The sequence below is a fragment of the Thermoactinomyces intermedius genome (assembly GCF_013912365.1).
Classification (GTDB): Bacteria; Bacillota; Bacilli; order Thermoactinomycetales; family Thermoactinomycetaceae; genus Thermoactinomyces; species Thermoactinomyces intermedius.
In genome coordinates this window covers 1-16893 of the sequence record NZ_JACETT010000018.1, presented here as the reverse complement: position 1 = coordinate 16893, position 16893 = coordinate 1, and the positions used below count along the sequence as shown (strand labels likewise).

Here is a 16893-nt window from a genome sequence, read left to right as displayed (position 1 = left end):
ATATATATGTTATAATATTTATAACCATTTGAATATCATTCTTTTACAAAAGGAGGGCGTACATGGATCGGTTTTTAAACTGGATTGAAACCAAATGGATGCCTCCTTTCGCCAAACTCTCGGAATTGCGTCATTTAAGGGCCATTCGCGACGGAATCATCGCAACGCTTCCTCTCATCATCATCGGTTCCCTTTTTTTAATCATCGCCTCTCCTCCCGTTCCTTCGCTCGAAGCCATGGTCAAACCTTACGCGGAAAACATTTTGATTCCTTACCGGCTGACTTTGGGGTTGATGGCTTTATATGCCTCGTTCAGCATGGGATACAGCTTGGCCCGTTCTTACAATCTGGACGGCATCACCGGCGGATTGCTCAGTGCCGCCACGTTTATCATGGCAACCCTTCCCGTTAACCTGGATCATCTTCTCCCGGAAAACGAAGCACTGGGATGGTTGCTTCCCGTAAGCAAAATGGGCGGCTCCGGATTGTTCATGTCGATCATCGCCATGTTCATCGCCGTGGAAACCATGCACTGGTTGAAAAAATCGGGTTTCTCCATCAAGATGCCGGAATCCGTTCCTTCCTCCGTGTCCCGGTCATTTGAAGCATTGATTCCGGCAGCATGCATTATTTTGCTCATGTGGATCATTCGCGTTTGGCTGGAAATCGACTTGCACAATGTGTTGCTGAAACTCTTTTCGCCCCTGGTTCACTTTGCAGGAAACACATTTTTGGGGGCCGTGATTCCGGTTGTTTTTATCATGCTGTTGTGGTGTGCCGGGATCCACGGGGTGGCGGTGGTGGGAACTGTTTTACATCCCATCTGGTTTGCCCTTTTGGATGAAAATGCGGCCGCGGCGGCAGCCGGACAGCCGTTGCCCAACATGATCGTGGAACCGTTTTATCAATGGTTTGTCTGGATCGGCGGTTCGGGAACCACACTCTCACTCTGTGTGTTGCTCTTATTTTCAAAATCTTCTTATCTCAGGCAAGTCGGCCGTTTTTCCATCGTCCCCGGCCTGTTTAACATCAACGAACCGGTCATTTTCGGCGTTCCCATCGTCATGAACCCTCTCCTTGTGATTCCGGCCATTCTCGCACCGCTTGCCTGTACCGTCACCACCTATCTCGCTTTCTCCTTGGACTGGATCCAACGCATTTCCATATTGGCTCCGTGGACCCTTCCCGCCCCGTTTGGCGCTTATGTGGCCACCGGGGGAGATTGGCGGGCCATTCTCCTGGTTTTTGTCAACATTTTACTGTCCGGGCTCATTTATTACCCGTTCTTCAAAGCATATGAAAAGAAAATGCTCACCGAAGAACATGCAACAACCTGAAAAAAAAAGTGAGAGAAGAAAACTTTTCTTCTCTCACTTTGTGCCTCATTTTCCCTGCGTCCACTCTTTGACTTTGTCCGGATGATTTTCCACCCATTTTTCTGCTGCTTTGTCGGGGCTCATGCCATTGTGGATATCGGACATCACTTCCTGCATATCCTCTTTCGTCCAATGGAAACGATCGAGGATCCGGTACACCTCCGGCTTGTCTTCTTTCAAGCCTTTCCGGACGATCGTATGGATGGATTCTTCCCCGCCATACATTTTTTTCGGGTCTTCCAAAAACTTCAGGTCGAAATCGGCAAATTTCCAGTGTGGCTGCCATCCGGTCACCACAATCCATTCCTTTTTCTGAATGGCTTTGGACAATTCGGCAGACATGGTGGCATCCGAACCATTGATCAATTGATAATCCAATCCGTATTGATCAATCACTTTTTCCGTTGTTTGCATCATGGAAGCCCCGGGGTCGATCCCGACAATTCTGCCTTTGAATTGATCTTTATATTGATTCAGCTCTGTAATCGAATTGGCTTTGACATACGAAGGAACCACCAGTCCGACCCGCGCCCCTTTCAAATTGGGGCCCAGATCGACATATTGCCCTTTGAATTGGTCTGCAATCACTTTGGATGTCACCGGGAACCAACCAGCCACATGGGCATCCACATCCCCCTGAGCCACGCCCTGCCACATCGGGGTTGCCTGGGTTTCCACCAGATCGACTTCAAAACCTTGTTTCTCCAGGACTTTTTTCACGACATTGGTGCTGGCGATTTCCGATTCCCAACTGACATATGCCAATGTCACTTTCTCTTTGCCGCCTCCAAAATCAGCATAAGCGGCAATCACCATGCCCAAAAACACTAGGATCGCCAAAACGGACATCCATTTGCGGACCGGGAATTTTTTCTTCCCGTTTCCACCGGATGGCACTGTCTTCGCTTTCCCCAGATTTTGTGTCATCCGGTCCAACACAATCGCGATGATGACAATCGCCAGTCCGGCTTCAAACCCCAAACCGACTTGCAGCCGGGAGATCGATTCAAGCACGATCTCACCAAGCCCTCCGGCTCCAATCATGGAACTGATGACCACCATGGATAAGGAGAGCATAATGGTTTGGTTGATCCCGGCCAGGATGGTCGGCTTCGCAAGCGGAACCTCCACTTTGACCAAACGTTGCCAGGAAGTGGAACCAAAAGCATTAGCCGCTTCTTTCAACTCTTTGGACACCTGGCGCAATCCCAAGCTGGTCATGCGGATGGTCGGCGGCATGGCAAACACCACCGAAGCAATCACCGCGGGCACGGCCCCCAGGGCAAAGAAGAAAACCGCGGGAATCAAATAAACAAACGCCGGCATCGTCTGCATGAAATCGAGAATCGGGGTGACAACCTGTTTGACCCGGTCACTTCGCCCGGCCCATAATCCGAGCGGGATTCCGATGACGATCGAAATCAGCGTCGAAGTCAAGACCAGGGCAAGGGTTTCCACGCTGGTTTCCCATAACCCCAGATCATAGATCAGCAAAAAGCCCACCAGCGCAAAGACGGCAATCCTCAGCCGGCTTAACAACCACACCAGTAAGGTCAGCAACAAGATGGTCACCAAGGGTGGCGTGACTGATAAAACCCGTTCAAAGAAATCGGTGATCGGTGTAATAATGCCTTGAATAATATGAAATAAGGGCGCAAAATACTCTTGCATCCATTTAATCAACGCATCAACCCAGTCGGCAAGAGGGAGTTTCGGCAATTTCATTCGCTGTCCCCTCCTTGCCCGGCGAGTGCCGCCCAGACGGCGCCACGCCCCACAATTCCCAACACACGGTCTTCGTCATCGACAACAACGGCCGGGATGGTGGCATCTGCGTGTTGCCCCATTTCGGACACGATCGTTTGCAAAGGGGTATCTTTTTTCACTTTCACAACATCTTTCACCAAGATATCTTCCACTTTCTTTTCTTTTTTGAAGGCTTCTTTCACTTGATCAGCGGTGACCATGCCTTTAAAATAACGCTTGCGGTCAACCACCACCAACGTGGGAATCCCTTTGTCCCGCATTTTCTTTCCTGCCACACGGATTCCGTCTTTTCCGAGAACGATGGTTTCCGCCTTGCGCATCACCGTTTCGGCGGTCAGGACTTTCCCCAGGTTGACATCTTCCACAAACCGTTCCACATAGGCATCGGCAGGGTTGGTCAGGATCTCTTCAGGTGTGCCGATTTGCACAATTTCCCCATGGCGCATCAACACGATCCGGTCTCCGATACGCAATGCTTCATCCAAATCATGCGTGATAAATATGACGGTTTTATTCATCGAACGTTGCAGATCGACAAGCTCTTCCTGCATCTCTTTGCGAATCAAGGGATCCAATGCACTGAAAGCTTCGTCCATCAGCAAAATCTCCGGATCATTGGCCAGCGCCCTGGCCAACCCGACCCGTTGCTGCATTCCGCCGCTCAATTGGTTGGGATAACTGTCAGCCCAGCTTTCCAAACCGACCAACTTCAGGCTTTCCATGGCTTTTTCTCTCCGTTCGGCAGCGGAAATCCCTTGAATCTCCAACCCGAACTCAACATTTTCAATCACGGTGCGATGGGGGAACAAAGCGAATTTCTGAAAGACCATGCTGATTTTTTTTCGCCGCAGTTCCCGCAATTGCTCCGCATTCATTTCGACAATGTTTTCATTGTCGATCAAAACCTGCCCCGAAGTCGGTTCAATCAGACGGTTCAACATCCTGAGAAGCGTCGATTTCCCGCTTCCGGACAATCCCATGATCACAAAAATTTCTCCGCTTTCCACGGCGAAGTTCGCCTGGTTTACTCCAACCGTGGCGCCGGTCGCCTTGAAAATTTCTTCTTTCCCTTTCCCTTCCTTAAGCATTTTCAAAGCTTTCTTCGTTGACTTGCCAAAGATCTTCGTGAGATTTTTCACTTCAATTTGGTAGTTCAAAACTTCCCCTCCAATCTTGCTTCGTTATTTATTTCCCTAAAACCGATCTTTTAAACAGGTTTTTAATGATGAATTAAAAAAATTACGGTTATATCAGTATAATTTTAAAAACTTAACCATGATTTTGTTTTTAAGCAAAAAAAGCAAGACGTTCGAGTATAACGCCTTGCCCATGAGAACAGAAAAAACTCATGATGGGATACTGGTCAATCCAATTCCGGGTAAAATAAAATTTTTGCATATTCCATCTCTTTATTTATGATTTTTTTAAACACATCCGGTCCCTCGCTGAGTGCCAGGCGATGAGAAATGATTGGATGAACATTAATTTTCCCTGTACTCATATAGTGAAGGGTGGTTATCCACTCTTTGCCTGGAAACGGAGAAGAAACGGCATTCCATGATCCATATATCGTCAGTTCGTTACGTACGATTTTTTCAAAATAAAACCGGTCCAAATGAACATCTTCATATGGGATTCCCATCAATACAACTTTTCCACCTTTCCTGGGCAATGCCAACACTTGAGCCGAAGTGACCGGCGACCCGGCCGTTTCAACAGCCACGTCCACCCCACGTCCACGGGTATATTCCATGATTTGCTCCGGTGGTGGTGAATCCATTGAATGAATTAAAACATCCGCACCCACTTTATTTGCAATTTTCAGTTTTTTATCATCGATATCAATAGCATATACCTTTTTGGCACCGAAAATTTTGGCCCATTGCACGGCAAGCAGGCCAATGCTTCCAACACCTGCAATGGCAACTTCGTCTCCAGGCTTGATATTGGTCCGGTAAAATCCATGTGCAACCACAGAAGATGGTTCCACTAATGCCGCAGTATCAAAGTCCAAATGATCCGGGAGATGAATTAAATGACTGGACGGCAATTTCACGTATTCGGCATATGCTCCCGGATGACGTGCCCCCATGACCGTCAATTTCTCACATTGCGACGGCGCCCCTCTTCTGCAGCTTTCGCATTCCCCACATACAAAGGCGGGACAAGCTGCAACACGATCACCCGCTTTGAATCCTTTGACACCCGCTCCGGTTTCTTGGACTATCCCGGCAAATTCATGACCAAAAGTCATCCCCTTTACATAGGGCCCAAGCTTCTTATACCGGGAAATATCTGAACCGCAGATCCCGACGGCTTTCACTTTAATGATGACATCATCAGGATGTTGGATGACGGGTTCAGGTGAATATTCAAATCGCAGATCCTGCACCCCGTACAAATTCAGAGTTTTCAATTTTTCATCCCCTCAAACCGTTTCTATTTCCTTGCTCACAAAATGATTATTTTGCCGGAGTCAACAATACTTTGATCGCTTCCCCGCTTTTTATGGCATGGTACGCTTCATCCCATTGTGTAATTTTAAATTCATGGGTGACCAAACTTTTTGCGTCTACTTTTCCATCCTTCAGCAATGCAAGCGATGGTTCCCAATCGGCAGGTTTCTGACTTCTGCTTCCGATGACGACGATTTCTTTTTGAATGATTTTCTCAAGATCAAATTTAACTTCAGGTTGTATAAAAAGTCCAACTTGTACGTATTTCCCTTTCTTGTGCAACAAATCGAGACCTTGCCTGGCTGCCGGCACCGCCCCGGAACATTCCAATACAACATCAACTCCGAAACCGTTCGTCATCTGATCTACCAGTTGTTTAACATCGTCTTCCTCTATGTTCACTGCCACATCCACACCGAGTTGAACGGCTTTTTCCAAACGTGTTTTGTCACTTTCCAACCCGGTTATGATCACCTTTGCTCCACGGCTTTTCGCAACTTGAGCAGCCAACAGGCCAATGGGCCCCGGACCGGTTACAACAACCCAATCCCCCCCGCAAATATCAGCCTTGCTGATGGCATGGTGAATGCATGCCAACGGTTCCGTCAAAGCTGCCGAACGAAAATCGACATTATCCGGAATTTTATGAACACTTTCTTTCCGTGTGATCAAATACTTTGCAAACCCGCCGTCCTGATGGGTTCCCAATCCCTTTCGTTGTTTGCACAAATTATAGTCACCGGACTTACAATACAAGCATCTGCCACATATATCATAGGTCGTTTCAGAAGTTACACGATCTCCGACTTTCCATTCAGTCACTCCTTCCCCAACTTCCGTCACGACCCCCGCAAACTCATGCCCCAAAGTAACGGGCACTCCGACTTTGTAATGTCCTTCATACGTATGAATATCCGATCCGCATATTCCCGCATATTTTACTTCTATTTTTACTTGTCCTTTCCCGGGTTTTGGTTCCGGTTTCTCCTGAATTTCAAGATTTCCGAATCCAAGGGCTGTTTTGACCAATGCTTTCATAAAACAACCTCCTTCATTCATTGAAGCCCCAGGCTTAACTTAATGAAATAACGCAAACCATTTCCAAATCAGCCAGTTAACCAAATTTCCCCCCTGATCAATACTTGACACCATTGATGAATTCTCCGGCATATTAACATTTGCAGCTGTTGCCATTTCAGTAAACACCGGAGCGATGTCGGTTGCCATATACAGGGACAAAGCGATCATGACCGTACCAACAATGACCGAATGGATCAAGTTCCCCCTTGCAGCCCCGACAATAAACGCCGTGATAAAAGGAATGGTTGCCAAATCCCCAAAGGGCAGTACGGCATTTCCCGGCAAGATAACGGCAATAAATACGGTGATGGGAGTTAAAATTAATGCAGTTGCTATCACGGAAGGATGTCCCAATAATACAGCTGCATCAAGCCCGATATAAATTTCCCTCTCCCCAAATCGTTTGGTCAGCCATTGACGGGCGGATTCAGATACCGGCATCAGACCTTCCATCAAAATCTTTACCATGCGAGGCATTAAAATCATGACGGCAGCCATGGATATCCCGATTTTAATAATTTCTCCAATGCTGTAACCAGCCAATGCACCAATCACGGCTCCCAGTATCAGGCCCACTACCATGGAATCCCCAAATATCCCAAAGTGTTTTTGAATGCGATCCGGATCTGCATGCAAATTTTTCAACCCGGGAATGTTTTGGATCCATTTGACCAACCAAATGCCCGGAGCATAAGAAATTGTACTTCCGGTAGCCACCGAAATGCCCGGCATTTCATAAAAATCCCGGACCATCGGTGCAGTCCAATCCGCTACTTTCAGACAGACAATTTGGAATAATACAGCCGCCATCAACCCTTGCACAACACTTCCCGAAACCGTATAAACCACAGCCGCCATAAAAGTGTAATGCCAATAGTTCCAGATATCGACATTCATGGTTTTGGTTGTTTTGGTAATTAACATAATGACATTTACAAACAAGCCGAGCGGAATAATAAATGCTGCAACCATTGATGCCCAAGCAATCGATGATGTCGCCGGCCAACCCACATCAATAACATTTAATTTTATCCCCAATCGATCGACCATGGATTGTGCAGCAGGTCCTAAATTTTGAGTTAACAAATCGACAACCAGAAAAATGCCAACAAATGCAACTCCGATGGTCAAGCCGGAGCGAAAAGCTTTTCCAGGCTTTTGACCAAAGAAAAGACCCAAAATAAAAATGGCTGCCGGAAGGATGACTGTCGCTCCCAAATCCAGAAAACCCCGTACAAAATGGACAAAAGCTTGCATCCCTTTTTACCTCCGTAAATACAGAGTGCTCTCAGACACGAATACAAAGAAGCCTGAGAAATCCACTCTGTAATCAAATTATTTTGTTAATTCCATCAAAATTTGTTGCTTGGTTTCTTCCACTCCTATGCCCGTCAAAAAAGCGCGCGCATTGATCACCGGAAAGGGATATTCTTTTTTGGTCATTGCTGTTGTGATTAATAAATCTGCACGGTCTTCATAAGAACCAACTTCAGCAATCTTGATTTGAATAATATCAATATCCAAGTTATGTTCTCTTGCCATCTCCTCAATCACTTTGTTCACTACAGTCGATGTTGCAATGCCTGCACCACATGCAACCAACACCATTTTTTTGGCCATTTTTTCACCTCCTTCTATTGAAGATCCAGTTCTTTTTTCATTACTTTTTTAATCGTGTTCTTGTCCTCTGCGCGAACAATCTCTTCTAATATTTCCTTTTTTCCGAATATTTTTGTTAATTTTTGCAGGAGGATAAGTTGAGAATCGGCTTCATCCATCACAAGCATAAACACAATTTTCACGGGAACAGTATGATGATCTTCTCCCATGACACCAAAATCGACCGGCTTTTTTAAAACTGCAATGCTCATTGCTTTTCCCTTGACATGCTCTTTGTCAGTATGTGGAATGGCGACGGAAGCACCGGCTGTGGGAAGTCCGGTGGCAAACTGGTTTTCCCGTTGAATCACCGCATGGACAAAACTTTTCTTGACAAGTCCCTTACGAACAAGTTGATCTGCCATAATTTTCAGCACCTCTTCCTTTGTCTCTCCTTCAATATCCAGCAGGATGATCGATTCATCCAAAAACAACTCACACATGTACCCACTCTCCTCCTTCTTGTTTAATCCGCCGAATAAAGCCTGATGATTTTATAAATTTGATTAACAGAATCAGCTTGAATCAGCCGCTTTCGATCTTCATCCGAACCGGCTAACTTCATCAGTTGCATCAATGCGTGGAGGTGCTGATGCTTGTCCTTGGCCGCAATGATAATAATTAAATGAATTTGATACTCTTGTGCATAACAAACTCCGTCTTTCACGCGTAACAAGCTCATGCCCACATCTATTACACCATCTTCGGGCGCTGCATGTGGAATCGCAATATCCGGACCAATCACTATATACGGATCCTGCTTGCAATATCGAATAATGGCATCTATATATCCCGGGGTAATTTTTCTTTTTTTTAAAAGTGGTTCTGCCCCTATCTGAATGGCTTTTTCCCATGAGTCCACAGAATCAGCCAATGTGATCATCTCCGGAGTCAACAATTCATTCAAATTCAGTTCATGCTGATCATGAGGAGGAATCAAGATCGCTGAATTCTCATCCCGGTCAATATATTTCCCCAATTCTTCTTTCAAAGAGGGTTTGTCATGAATGGTTGCATAGTCGGAGATAATCTGCATGACACGGTCCAAATCAATAGAATTCGGAATGTAACCATGTATCTCCAACATCACTTGTTTCCTTAATCGCTGCTTCTCTTGTTTTCCCAGAAAAGCCTTGGTCAAAAAAAGTTTTTTGTCCGTCTCCAAACGAACGGAAGAAAAAACCAAATCAAATTCGAGGGAATAATTCATAAATTCACGAACAGACAAATAATCCAAAAAGATTATTTCCGGAAATAATTCTCTTAGCTCATGAAACATCAGCTTTGAAACAGATACTCCTTGAGGGCAGACAACCACGGCCTTTATTTTTCTATCAATGCTCTTTCCTTGTTTTTTCATCCATCCGCCAATGAGCATCGCAATATATGTGGTCTCATTTCCGGGAATTTCACATCCGATCAATTCTTTTAAAGGCGTTGTGGCTTGCCTGACAAGATGATGCAACTCCCTGAATTCCTTACTGAACGCACCTTGAAAATGAAAGTGATCCGTCAGTTGATATTTGATCCGGTAATAAGCCGGCTTGATATGTTGCAACAATTGCTCGATCAGCTGCTCGCGATCTTCAAGATAAATGCATGCACTTTTTTCAAATTGCCTCAACATCTTGTCAACGGCTTGAACTAAATCAGGAATGCTTTCCTCGGGAGTCAAATCTGATGAAAAAACATTGGTTGATAAAAGATGTAAGGTTATAAACAGACGATCGGTTTCGGGAATATCCTGATAACCCTTTAATATTTCTTCTGTTGCTTGATACTCTTTGGTATTGGATAACTCTTCATATGCGATGGAAAAGGGATCAATAAAATTCCCCCGTTGAATCCGTCTCAGAATGAAAATCAAAATATAAGGCATCATCCTCAATTTTTCGTCCGTAAATTTCAAATTCAATTTACTTTCCACTTTTTCAATACGTTTTTCAAACTCTTCCAATTGACTGTTTTGGATTCCGGTAATTTTTCTTAACCAGTCCTCCCCGTGAATTGTCTGCAGAAGGTGATTGGTTCTATGGATGAGCAACCTGCGAATTTGAAATTCCTTTCCCTCCAATACGTACCCTTTCTTTCTTGAGTAACGGACCTTTAAACCATACTCGCACAGAATTCTTTGTACCTTTTTCAAATCATGAAGGATCGTGTTTTTGCTAACATTCAAATAATAAGAAAAATATTTGAGGGACAGCTCTTCTTCGGATCCGAGAAGCATCATAATGATCAGGGAAATCCGTTGTTCTTCGGTGATCCGGGTTGGATTAAACAATAATGTAGCATTTTCAATGCTGTGAAATGTTGTGTAAACAGACTGACTGATCACAAAATTACCTTGCCGTGTTCTTTCGATCACCGGAAGGTGATTTGTCATCAGCCATTCATTAATTTTGTCCATGCTGTATCCCAACTGTCTTTTTGTTAAACGGAACTTCTTTTCCAACTCTGCACTCGTCACATTCGGGTTACTTAATAGTTCATCAAAAATCCGCTTACACCGTTTGTTTAAATCCAACTTATCTCCTCCCTCTACATTTATTGAAACATTATCCACATACAAAATGGAACCCTATTGCATCTCAATGGAATGGATAGTTGTTGTACAATGTTGTGATTTACAGTAGCAATCAAAATGACCAAAGGATTTCCACCGAAAAAAGTTGGAAAACAGATATTTAATGAAAAAAAAAGCCTGAAAAAGGCACCAGATTTGTCATCTTTTTCAGGCTTTGCAGAACCTAGATGTGTCTTTTAAATATAAATATAATGAAATACATAACAAAGGATGTTACACACAAGGAAAACAAATTTATAAAAATATTTGTTCTGTGTTTGAGAAGCTTGAATATCAGCTGATAAATTCCAATACCGATGACACCCCCGAGTGTATTGGCCAAGATATCCGTGAAATCACTTCTTCCAATCGCCAAAACAAATTGAATGATTTCAAATGACAAAGTAAAACCAACGATGGCTGACACTTTTTTCGAAAAAGACCACTCACTTTTCAACATGCAAATATAAATACCCAAGGGTATAAAAATTCTTATATTGCTATATACCTCAGAAAAAAGAGACTGATGAAACGGAATCAAATTAATGACCCGCACTCTTTCTATATAATCAAGAGAAAACTGTAATTTAAAAAGAACCAACCACACAAGCGCAAATACATAAACAGTGAATAATCCGAATGTAAACTTTTTACTTCCCAATGTTTCTCCTCCTGATTCGTATTTTTCTTTTGTTTTCCTCGGAACGATCAAAAATGCTGTGATTTTCAACCGATAAAACCATTTTTTGATTCAAAAAAAATCTCGTACCCTCAGTATGAAGTCTACCTGAAGGAACGAGTCGTTTTTTTAATGTTTCGTTGATCATTTCTTAAGAAAACACGGGAATTTCCTTAATGTTTTCTTAAGTCTGCCTTGGCATGGCAGGGAGCTCCACCGTAAATGAAGTATGTGTTTTATCACTGTCTGCATAAAGGCGCCCGCCGTGTAAAGTCACGATTTCTTTTGCAATCGCCAATCCAAGTCCCGCTCCCCCTTTGCCGGAGGAGCGGGCGTCATCAATCCGATAGAATTTGTCAAATATGGCATCCAGTTTACTTTTAGGAATACTCCCGGCATTTTTAAACTCGATCGAAACCATATCCCCGCATCGACCGGCGGTAATGTCAATGACGCTGTTGTCCTCACTGTATGCCACGGCGTTTTTCAAAATGTTGTTAAAGACCCTGGCAAGTTTATCGGGATCGGCGTATACCGTCAAATCGTCCGGAGCATGAATAACAACCTGTTTTCCATTCACGGCCAGCTGGGGGTAAAATTCATCGGTTATTTGCACCAGCATGTAGTACAGGTCAATGTGCTTTTTTTCAAGTTTAATCGTTTGGAGATTATATCGCGTGATCTCAAAAAACTCGTCGATTAACCGTTCGAGGTGAATGGCTTTGTCCAATGTAATACGAATATACTTTTCCTGTTGCTCTGCCGGCATGTCTGACGCCTCATCAAGCAGGCTCAAATAACCGATAATGGATGTCAGGGGAGTTTTAATATCATGTGCCAAGTACATGACAAAGTCATTTTTCCTTTGTTCGGCAAGCTTCGCCTCCTGCTCCCGCTTTTCCAGTGTCAGTTTTAATGTGTTCAGTTTCTGTTCCAAAAACTCCATTTCCGGAGAAAGTTCAATTTGTTTATCCTCTTTTTGGATAAGTATATCAATGCCGTTATTTATCTCGTTGAAGTATTTCGCGAATTTCGACAGCATGATACGGCACAGAATCAGAACCGTAACAGCAATCGTCACATACATAATGATGGTAATATTGTTCCGTATGGTATATTGATATATTAACATCGCGTCCTGACGCTCTAAGTAAAAACTGTTTTCCAAAAAACGTACGATCCACTCCCCGGTTCTCCACCGCATGAGTTCACGCAAATAAAAAACAAATACAATTGCAGCGATCACAATTACAAGGATATACAGGAATAGTTTGCGTTTTAATTTGTAATAATCGTTATTTTTCTCACTCAAATTTTATAACCAACTCCCCATACGGTTTTGATATATTTCGGATTATCAATGGAGTCATTCATTTTTTTGCGCAAATGCCGGATATGCACGGTGATGGTATTGCTGCTCTTGCTGAAGTATTCGTCTCCCCATATCTCATGAAACAACTGCTCAGAACTAACCACCTTTCCTTTGTTTTCACAAAGAATGCGCAGGATTGAAAACTCAGTAGGGGTGAGGGATAACGGTTTCTCGTTCAAAAAGCACTCATGCGTGTCTATATTCATGACAATGCCGGCGTGAACTATAACATTTTCTTTTTGCTCTGTTACTCCATTGTATTTTTTGTATCGGCGCAACTGCGCTTTGACGCGTGCAATTAACTCAAGCGGGCGAAAGGGCTTTGTGATATAATCGTCTGCACCGATCGTAAGACCCGTCACCTTGTCCACTTCCGCATCTTTTGCGGTCAGCAGAATAATGGGGTAATTGTGATTGTCCCTGATTTTTTGGCAGATTTCAAGGCCGCTTGTGCCAGGAAGCATGATGTCCAATATGGCAAGATCCAGGTCAGTCTCATCGATACATTTCAACGCTTCTTTGGCAGTGTAGCATTTGAAAACGGTATAATTCTCATTTTTCAGGTATAACTCAACCAAATCAGCAATTTCACGTTCATCATCCACAACAAGTATTTTATCACTCACAGTTACCAACCCATTCTCCTCTCAACACATATAAACAGTTTGATTTTCCTGTTTACTGAAACCCCGGCTGATGACTCTGTTGAAATTCATTTATCTGTTATTGTCCCACTATATTTTAATTCATATACGATTAGACGTATATCTTAAAGTAAGACAATGGATATAAAATCAGAAATCCATTGTTTGCAAAAACACATCAAGGATGTAAAAAAACCTTGCGCAACCGGAATTTCATTGATGAACCCCAATTTAGTCCTCTTTTTGATGGTTCCCGACAATGGGGAAATCAAAATACGTATCAGGGTAAGGCTCGTTTCTTAATACGTAGTGCCACCATTCGTATTCGTAAGCTTCAAATCCGCTGTTTTCCATGATTGAACGTAACAACCGGCGGTTTTTCGCCTCAATGCTTGAAATTTTTTTTGAGGTGTGATGTGAGCGTTCATCCATAAAATCGAAACTGCTTCCCATGGGGACAAGTTCACCGGTATCCAACTGATAAAGCGTAAGATCAATTGCACTTCCACGGCTGTGGCTTGATAATGGCGCAACATATCCCTTTGTGATTAATTCGGATCGCTCGATATTCGGATAATATCTTTCTTTGGTAAGATTGTCTTCCGGTAGTTCGGACCAACGTAAAAAGCATTCCACCGCCCTTTGGGGCCGATAGCCGTCCCACAACAGCAAACCATACCCGAGAGCTTCTGCTTGTTTTTGTGCCTTTCGCAACGCAAGGGCTAAGTCATAAGTTCCCACGATGCGATTAACTTCATATCCGTCTACCGGTTTCCCTGTGAAATTGTCCCATGTAGCATATTTGGCATCCCAGCGAACTCCGTGCAAAATTTCATCCAAAAATATAAATCCTTTTTCCATACTCATCACCTCTTTAATGCCAATTCGATCAAACGGTCAATCAATTCCGGAAGTTTGATGCCAGCAGCATCCATCATACGGGGATACCGGCTGTACGATGTGAATCCGGGCAAGGTATTGACTTCGTTTAGGACAATGCGGCCGTTGTTTTGTAAGAACATGTCAACACGGGCAAGACCTCTGCACCCAAGCACTCTGTATATTTTTTTTGCCGTTTCACGAATCCGTTCCCGATCTTCTACCGACAAGTCTGCCGGAATGGTTATCACTGCATTTTCAGAACCTTTCTCCGGCTCGGCTTCCTGATGAATACGAAAGATACCGTATTGCAGCGTGATTTGATCCACCTCGCCAACCATCAGCTCGGAACCGTTTCCCAGTACGGCACAACCAACCTCATATCCCATTACAGCTTGCTCAATCAGGATTTTGCTGTCATATTCTCCAGCCAATTGAATGGCATCGTTTAATTCGTCCGCACAATAGACTTTTTTTACACCGTAGGATGAACCGGAACGTGCCGGCTTGACAAAAACAGGATAGGACAAAACATCCGCATCCAACAGATCATCCTTATGGATCACCCTGAATTCCGGAGTAGCGATTCCGGCATTTTTGGCTATGATATATGTCAGCGATTTATCCATACAAATTGCTGAGCTTTGAATATCACAGCCCACATACGGGATTCCGGACAATTCAAAAAGACCTTGTATCGATCCATCCTCACCCGACTTGCCGTGCAAAACCGAAAATGCTGCATCTACGTGTTGAATTTCATATTCATTGTTCTTTTGTACAAGCAATCCATGCATTTTTTTATCCGGCGACAGCACGGCGGAACAGCAATTGCCACTTTCCCATTCCACACCAGGTTTTTCGCACATTTTCCAAGTTCCGGATCGGGTGATTCCAATGTAAATGGGCTCGTATTTTTCCGTGTCAATGTTGTTGGCAATCTCGACCGCAGATTTTACCGACACATCATGTTCCTCTGAGCATCCGCCAAACAAGACGGCGATCTTTAATCTAGACAAGTGCCTCTCTCCTCTCAAATTCCAAACAATTTAATATTGTCTTTTCAACGGTTTCATACAATGCCCGTTCCGTGTAGTACGCCGTATGCGGCGTGATGATCACATTCGGCATCTTTTGCAGCTTAAGTATGAATGGATGATCTATTGATTTTCGTGAATGATCAAAATAGAAAAATCCTTCCTCACCTTCCAACACATCCAACGCTGCTCCGCCCAACTTACCATTCTCCAACGCTTGAATCAGAGCATTGGTATCCAGAAGCGCTCCCCGCGCTGTATTAATTAGAAATGCGCCTTGCTTCATGGCATTAATCTGTTCGCGACCGATCATATGGTATGTGTCCGCGTTAAGTGGTACATGAATGGTAATCAGGTCGCTATTTTGCAGCAACTCATTGAAGGACACATAATTTGCCGCCACCTCTTGGCTGTGACCATACGCCAGTATACGACATCCAAACCCGTGCAGCCGCTCAATCACGGCTTTGCCTATACGACCGGTTCCCAATACACCAACAGTCATGTCACGCAGCTCTTTGCCACGGACATGATCCAATCTGAAATCATGCTTTTCCACACGACTCATAACGGATTTGGCTTTACGTATAGCCATCAGCATCAACATCAACGTATAATCGGCAACACTATCCGGTGAATATCTCACGTTTCCGACAGTGATTCCCAAACTTTCTGCTGCCTGAATGTCGATATGGTTGCAACCAATGCTTCGAGTTGAGATATACTTAACGCCGCAATCCTTTAATGCGATTAGAACGCGTTTGGAAATCTCAGATTTGTGTCCAACACTGATGCATTGATTTCCCCGGGACAATGTTGCATTGGTTTCTGAGACGGCAGAGCTTGTAATGGTAGGGATGACACCAAAACGTGGAGAAAGTTCTTTGAAAACCTCAGCCTCATCTCTTTCACATCCATAAATGGTGATGCCGATCTTTTTCATGCTTTCACCTCTTTTCCGTCAATCATTTTTCTCTCCATGACAACTGATTATCTAATCCTTTTCTTTTGTTTCTCTTTATGTTGTCGTGATAACAACCTGACGATCCACATACGCCTTTCATCCAATGATGGCCTTCTGTTGAAATTCCCCATGTATTCATAACTATCCTGAGGAGATAAACAGATCTTTTTAAGTCGTGACATTTATGCGGCTATGGAACAGTCATTCCTCTACCTGGCCTTTCACATAAAACAGCTCGTTCCCACGGCATTAAGTCTACCGAAAAGGAACGAGCTGTTTTTTAGTATTATATTGATAATTTCTTAAGAAAAAATAGAGATAACCTTGATGTTTTCCTAATACGTACGGTCTCAAATGGATTTAAAAGAATATCAAAAAACCCTCTTAAGCAAACTGCTTAAGAGGGTTCAGGAT

General features: G+C 43.8%; 15 protein-coding genes. 1 reads left to right on the top strand and 14 read right to left on the bottom strand.

Translation table 11 applies throughout. The annotated features are described in order from the left end of the window. The first annotated feature begins 62 nt into the window (after positions 1–62). Positions 63–1337 (top strand): PTS sugar transporter subunit IIC, encoded by a 1275-nt coding sequence (locus H1R82_RS04650; protein ID WP_181730695.1) that lies wholly within the window; start codon positions 63–65, stop codon positions 1335–1337. A 45-nt stretch (positions 1338–1382) separates the two neighbouring features. Here the strand turns inward: H1R82_RS04650 and H1R82_RS04645 are convergent, their stop codons facing one another. The 14 genes from H1R82_RS04645 to vanH form a co-directional block, all read right to left on the bottom strand. Further along, positions 1383–3101 carry an ABC transporter permease/substrate binding protein gene (locus tag H1R82_RS04645; protein ID WP_181730696.1) on the bottom strand — a complete coding sequence of 573 codons (1719 nt, stop codon included), beginning with the start codon at positions 3099–3101 and terminating at the stop codon, positions 1383–1385. Then, on the bottom strand, positions 3098–4231 hold the full coding sequence (locus tag H1R82_RS04640; protein ID WP_181731196.1) for a quaternary amine ABC transporter ATP-binding protein: 1134 nt from the start codon (positions 4229–4231) through the stop codon (positions 3098–3100). The genes H1R82_RS04645 and H1R82_RS04640 overlap by 4 nt, the downstream gene beginning before the upstream one ends. Before the next feature lie 275 nt (positions 4232–4506). Beyond that, positions 4507–5559: a galactitol-1-phosphate 5-dehydrogenase gene (locus H1R82_RS04635; RefSeq protein WP_181730697.1), complete on the bottom strand. Its 1053-nt coding sequence runs from the start codon at positions 5557–5559 to the stop codon at positions 4507–4509. Positions 5560–5605: 46 nt separating this feature from the next. Next, the gene (locus H1R82_RS04630) at positions 5606–6637 is read right to left on the bottom strand and encodes a zinc-binding dehydrogenase (RefSeq protein ID WP_181730698.1); all 1032 of its coding nucleotides are present in this window, start codon (positions 6635–6637) and stop codon (positions 5606–5608) included. A gap of 39 nt (positions 6638–6676) precedes the next feature. Then, complete coding sequence (locus H1R82_RS04625; RefSeq protein WP_181730699.1) at positions 6677–7936, bottom strand: galactitol-specific PTS transporter subunit IIC; 1260 nt, start codon at positions 7934–7936, stop codon at positions 6677–6679. A gap of 78 nt (positions 7937–8014) precedes the next feature. Next, positions 8015–8299 carry a PTS sugar transporter subunit IIB gene (locus H1R82_RS04620; RefSeq protein WP_181730700.1) on the bottom strand — a complete coding sequence of 95 codons (285 nt, stop codon included), beginning with the start codon at positions 8297–8299 and terminating at the stop codon, positions 8015–8017. Positions 8300–8313: 14 nt separating this feature from the next. Beyond that, a complete protein-coding gene (locus tag H1R82_RS04615; protein ID WP_181730701.1) occupies positions 8314–8781 on the bottom strand; it encodes a PTS sugar transporter subunit IIA in 468 nt (155 codons plus the stop codon). Between the two features lie 23 nt (positions 8782–8804). Then, a complete protein-coding gene (locus H1R82_RS04610) occupies positions 8805–10865 on the bottom strand; it encodes a BglG family transcription antiterminator (RefSeq protein ID WP_181730702.1) in 2061 nt (686 codons plus the stop codon). 223 nt (positions 10866–11088) lie between these two features. Beyond that, positions 11089–11565, bottom strand: a complete 477-nt coding sequence (locus H1R82_RS04605; protein ID WP_181730703.1) for a VanZ family protein — start codon at positions 11563–11565, stop codon at positions 11089–11091. Between the two features lie 202 nt (positions 11566–11767). Further along, positions 11768–12895, bottom strand: coding sequence for a vancomycin resistance histidine kinase VanS (gene vanS, locus H1R82_RS04600; protein WP_037997104.1), 1128 nt, complete (start codon positions 12893–12895; stop codon positions 11768–11770). Next, the gene (gene vanR / locus H1R82_RS04595) at positions 12892–13581 is read right to left on the bottom strand and encodes a VanR-ABDEGLN family response regulator transcription factor (RefSeq protein ID WP_037997106.1); all 690 of its coding nucleotides are present in this window, start codon (positions 13579–13581) and stop codon (positions 12892–12894) included. The genes vanS and vanR overlap by 4 nt, the downstream gene beginning before the upstream one ends. A 249-nt stretch (positions 13582–13830) precedes the next feature. Continuing rightward, positions 13831–14460, bottom strand: coding sequence for a D-Ala-D-Ala dipeptidase VanX (vanX, locus tag H1R82_RS04590; RefSeq protein WP_181730704.1), 630 nt, complete (start codon positions 14458–14460; stop codon positions 13831–13833). Positions 14461–14465: 5 nt separating this feature from the next. Beyond that, on the bottom strand, positions 14466–15497 hold the full coding sequence (gene vanA, locus H1R82_RS04585) for a D-alanine--(R)-lactate ligase (RefSeq protein WP_037997108.1): 1032 nt from the start codon (positions 15495–15497) through the stop codon (positions 14466–14468). Next, entirely contained in the window at positions 15490–16458 is a 969-nt protein-coding gene (gene vanH, locus H1R82_RS04580) for a D-lactate dehydrogenase VanH (protein WP_037997109.1), read from the bottom strand. Before vanH ends, vanA begins: the two co-directional genes overlap by 8 nt. Positions 16459–16893: the final 435 nt, after the last annotated feature.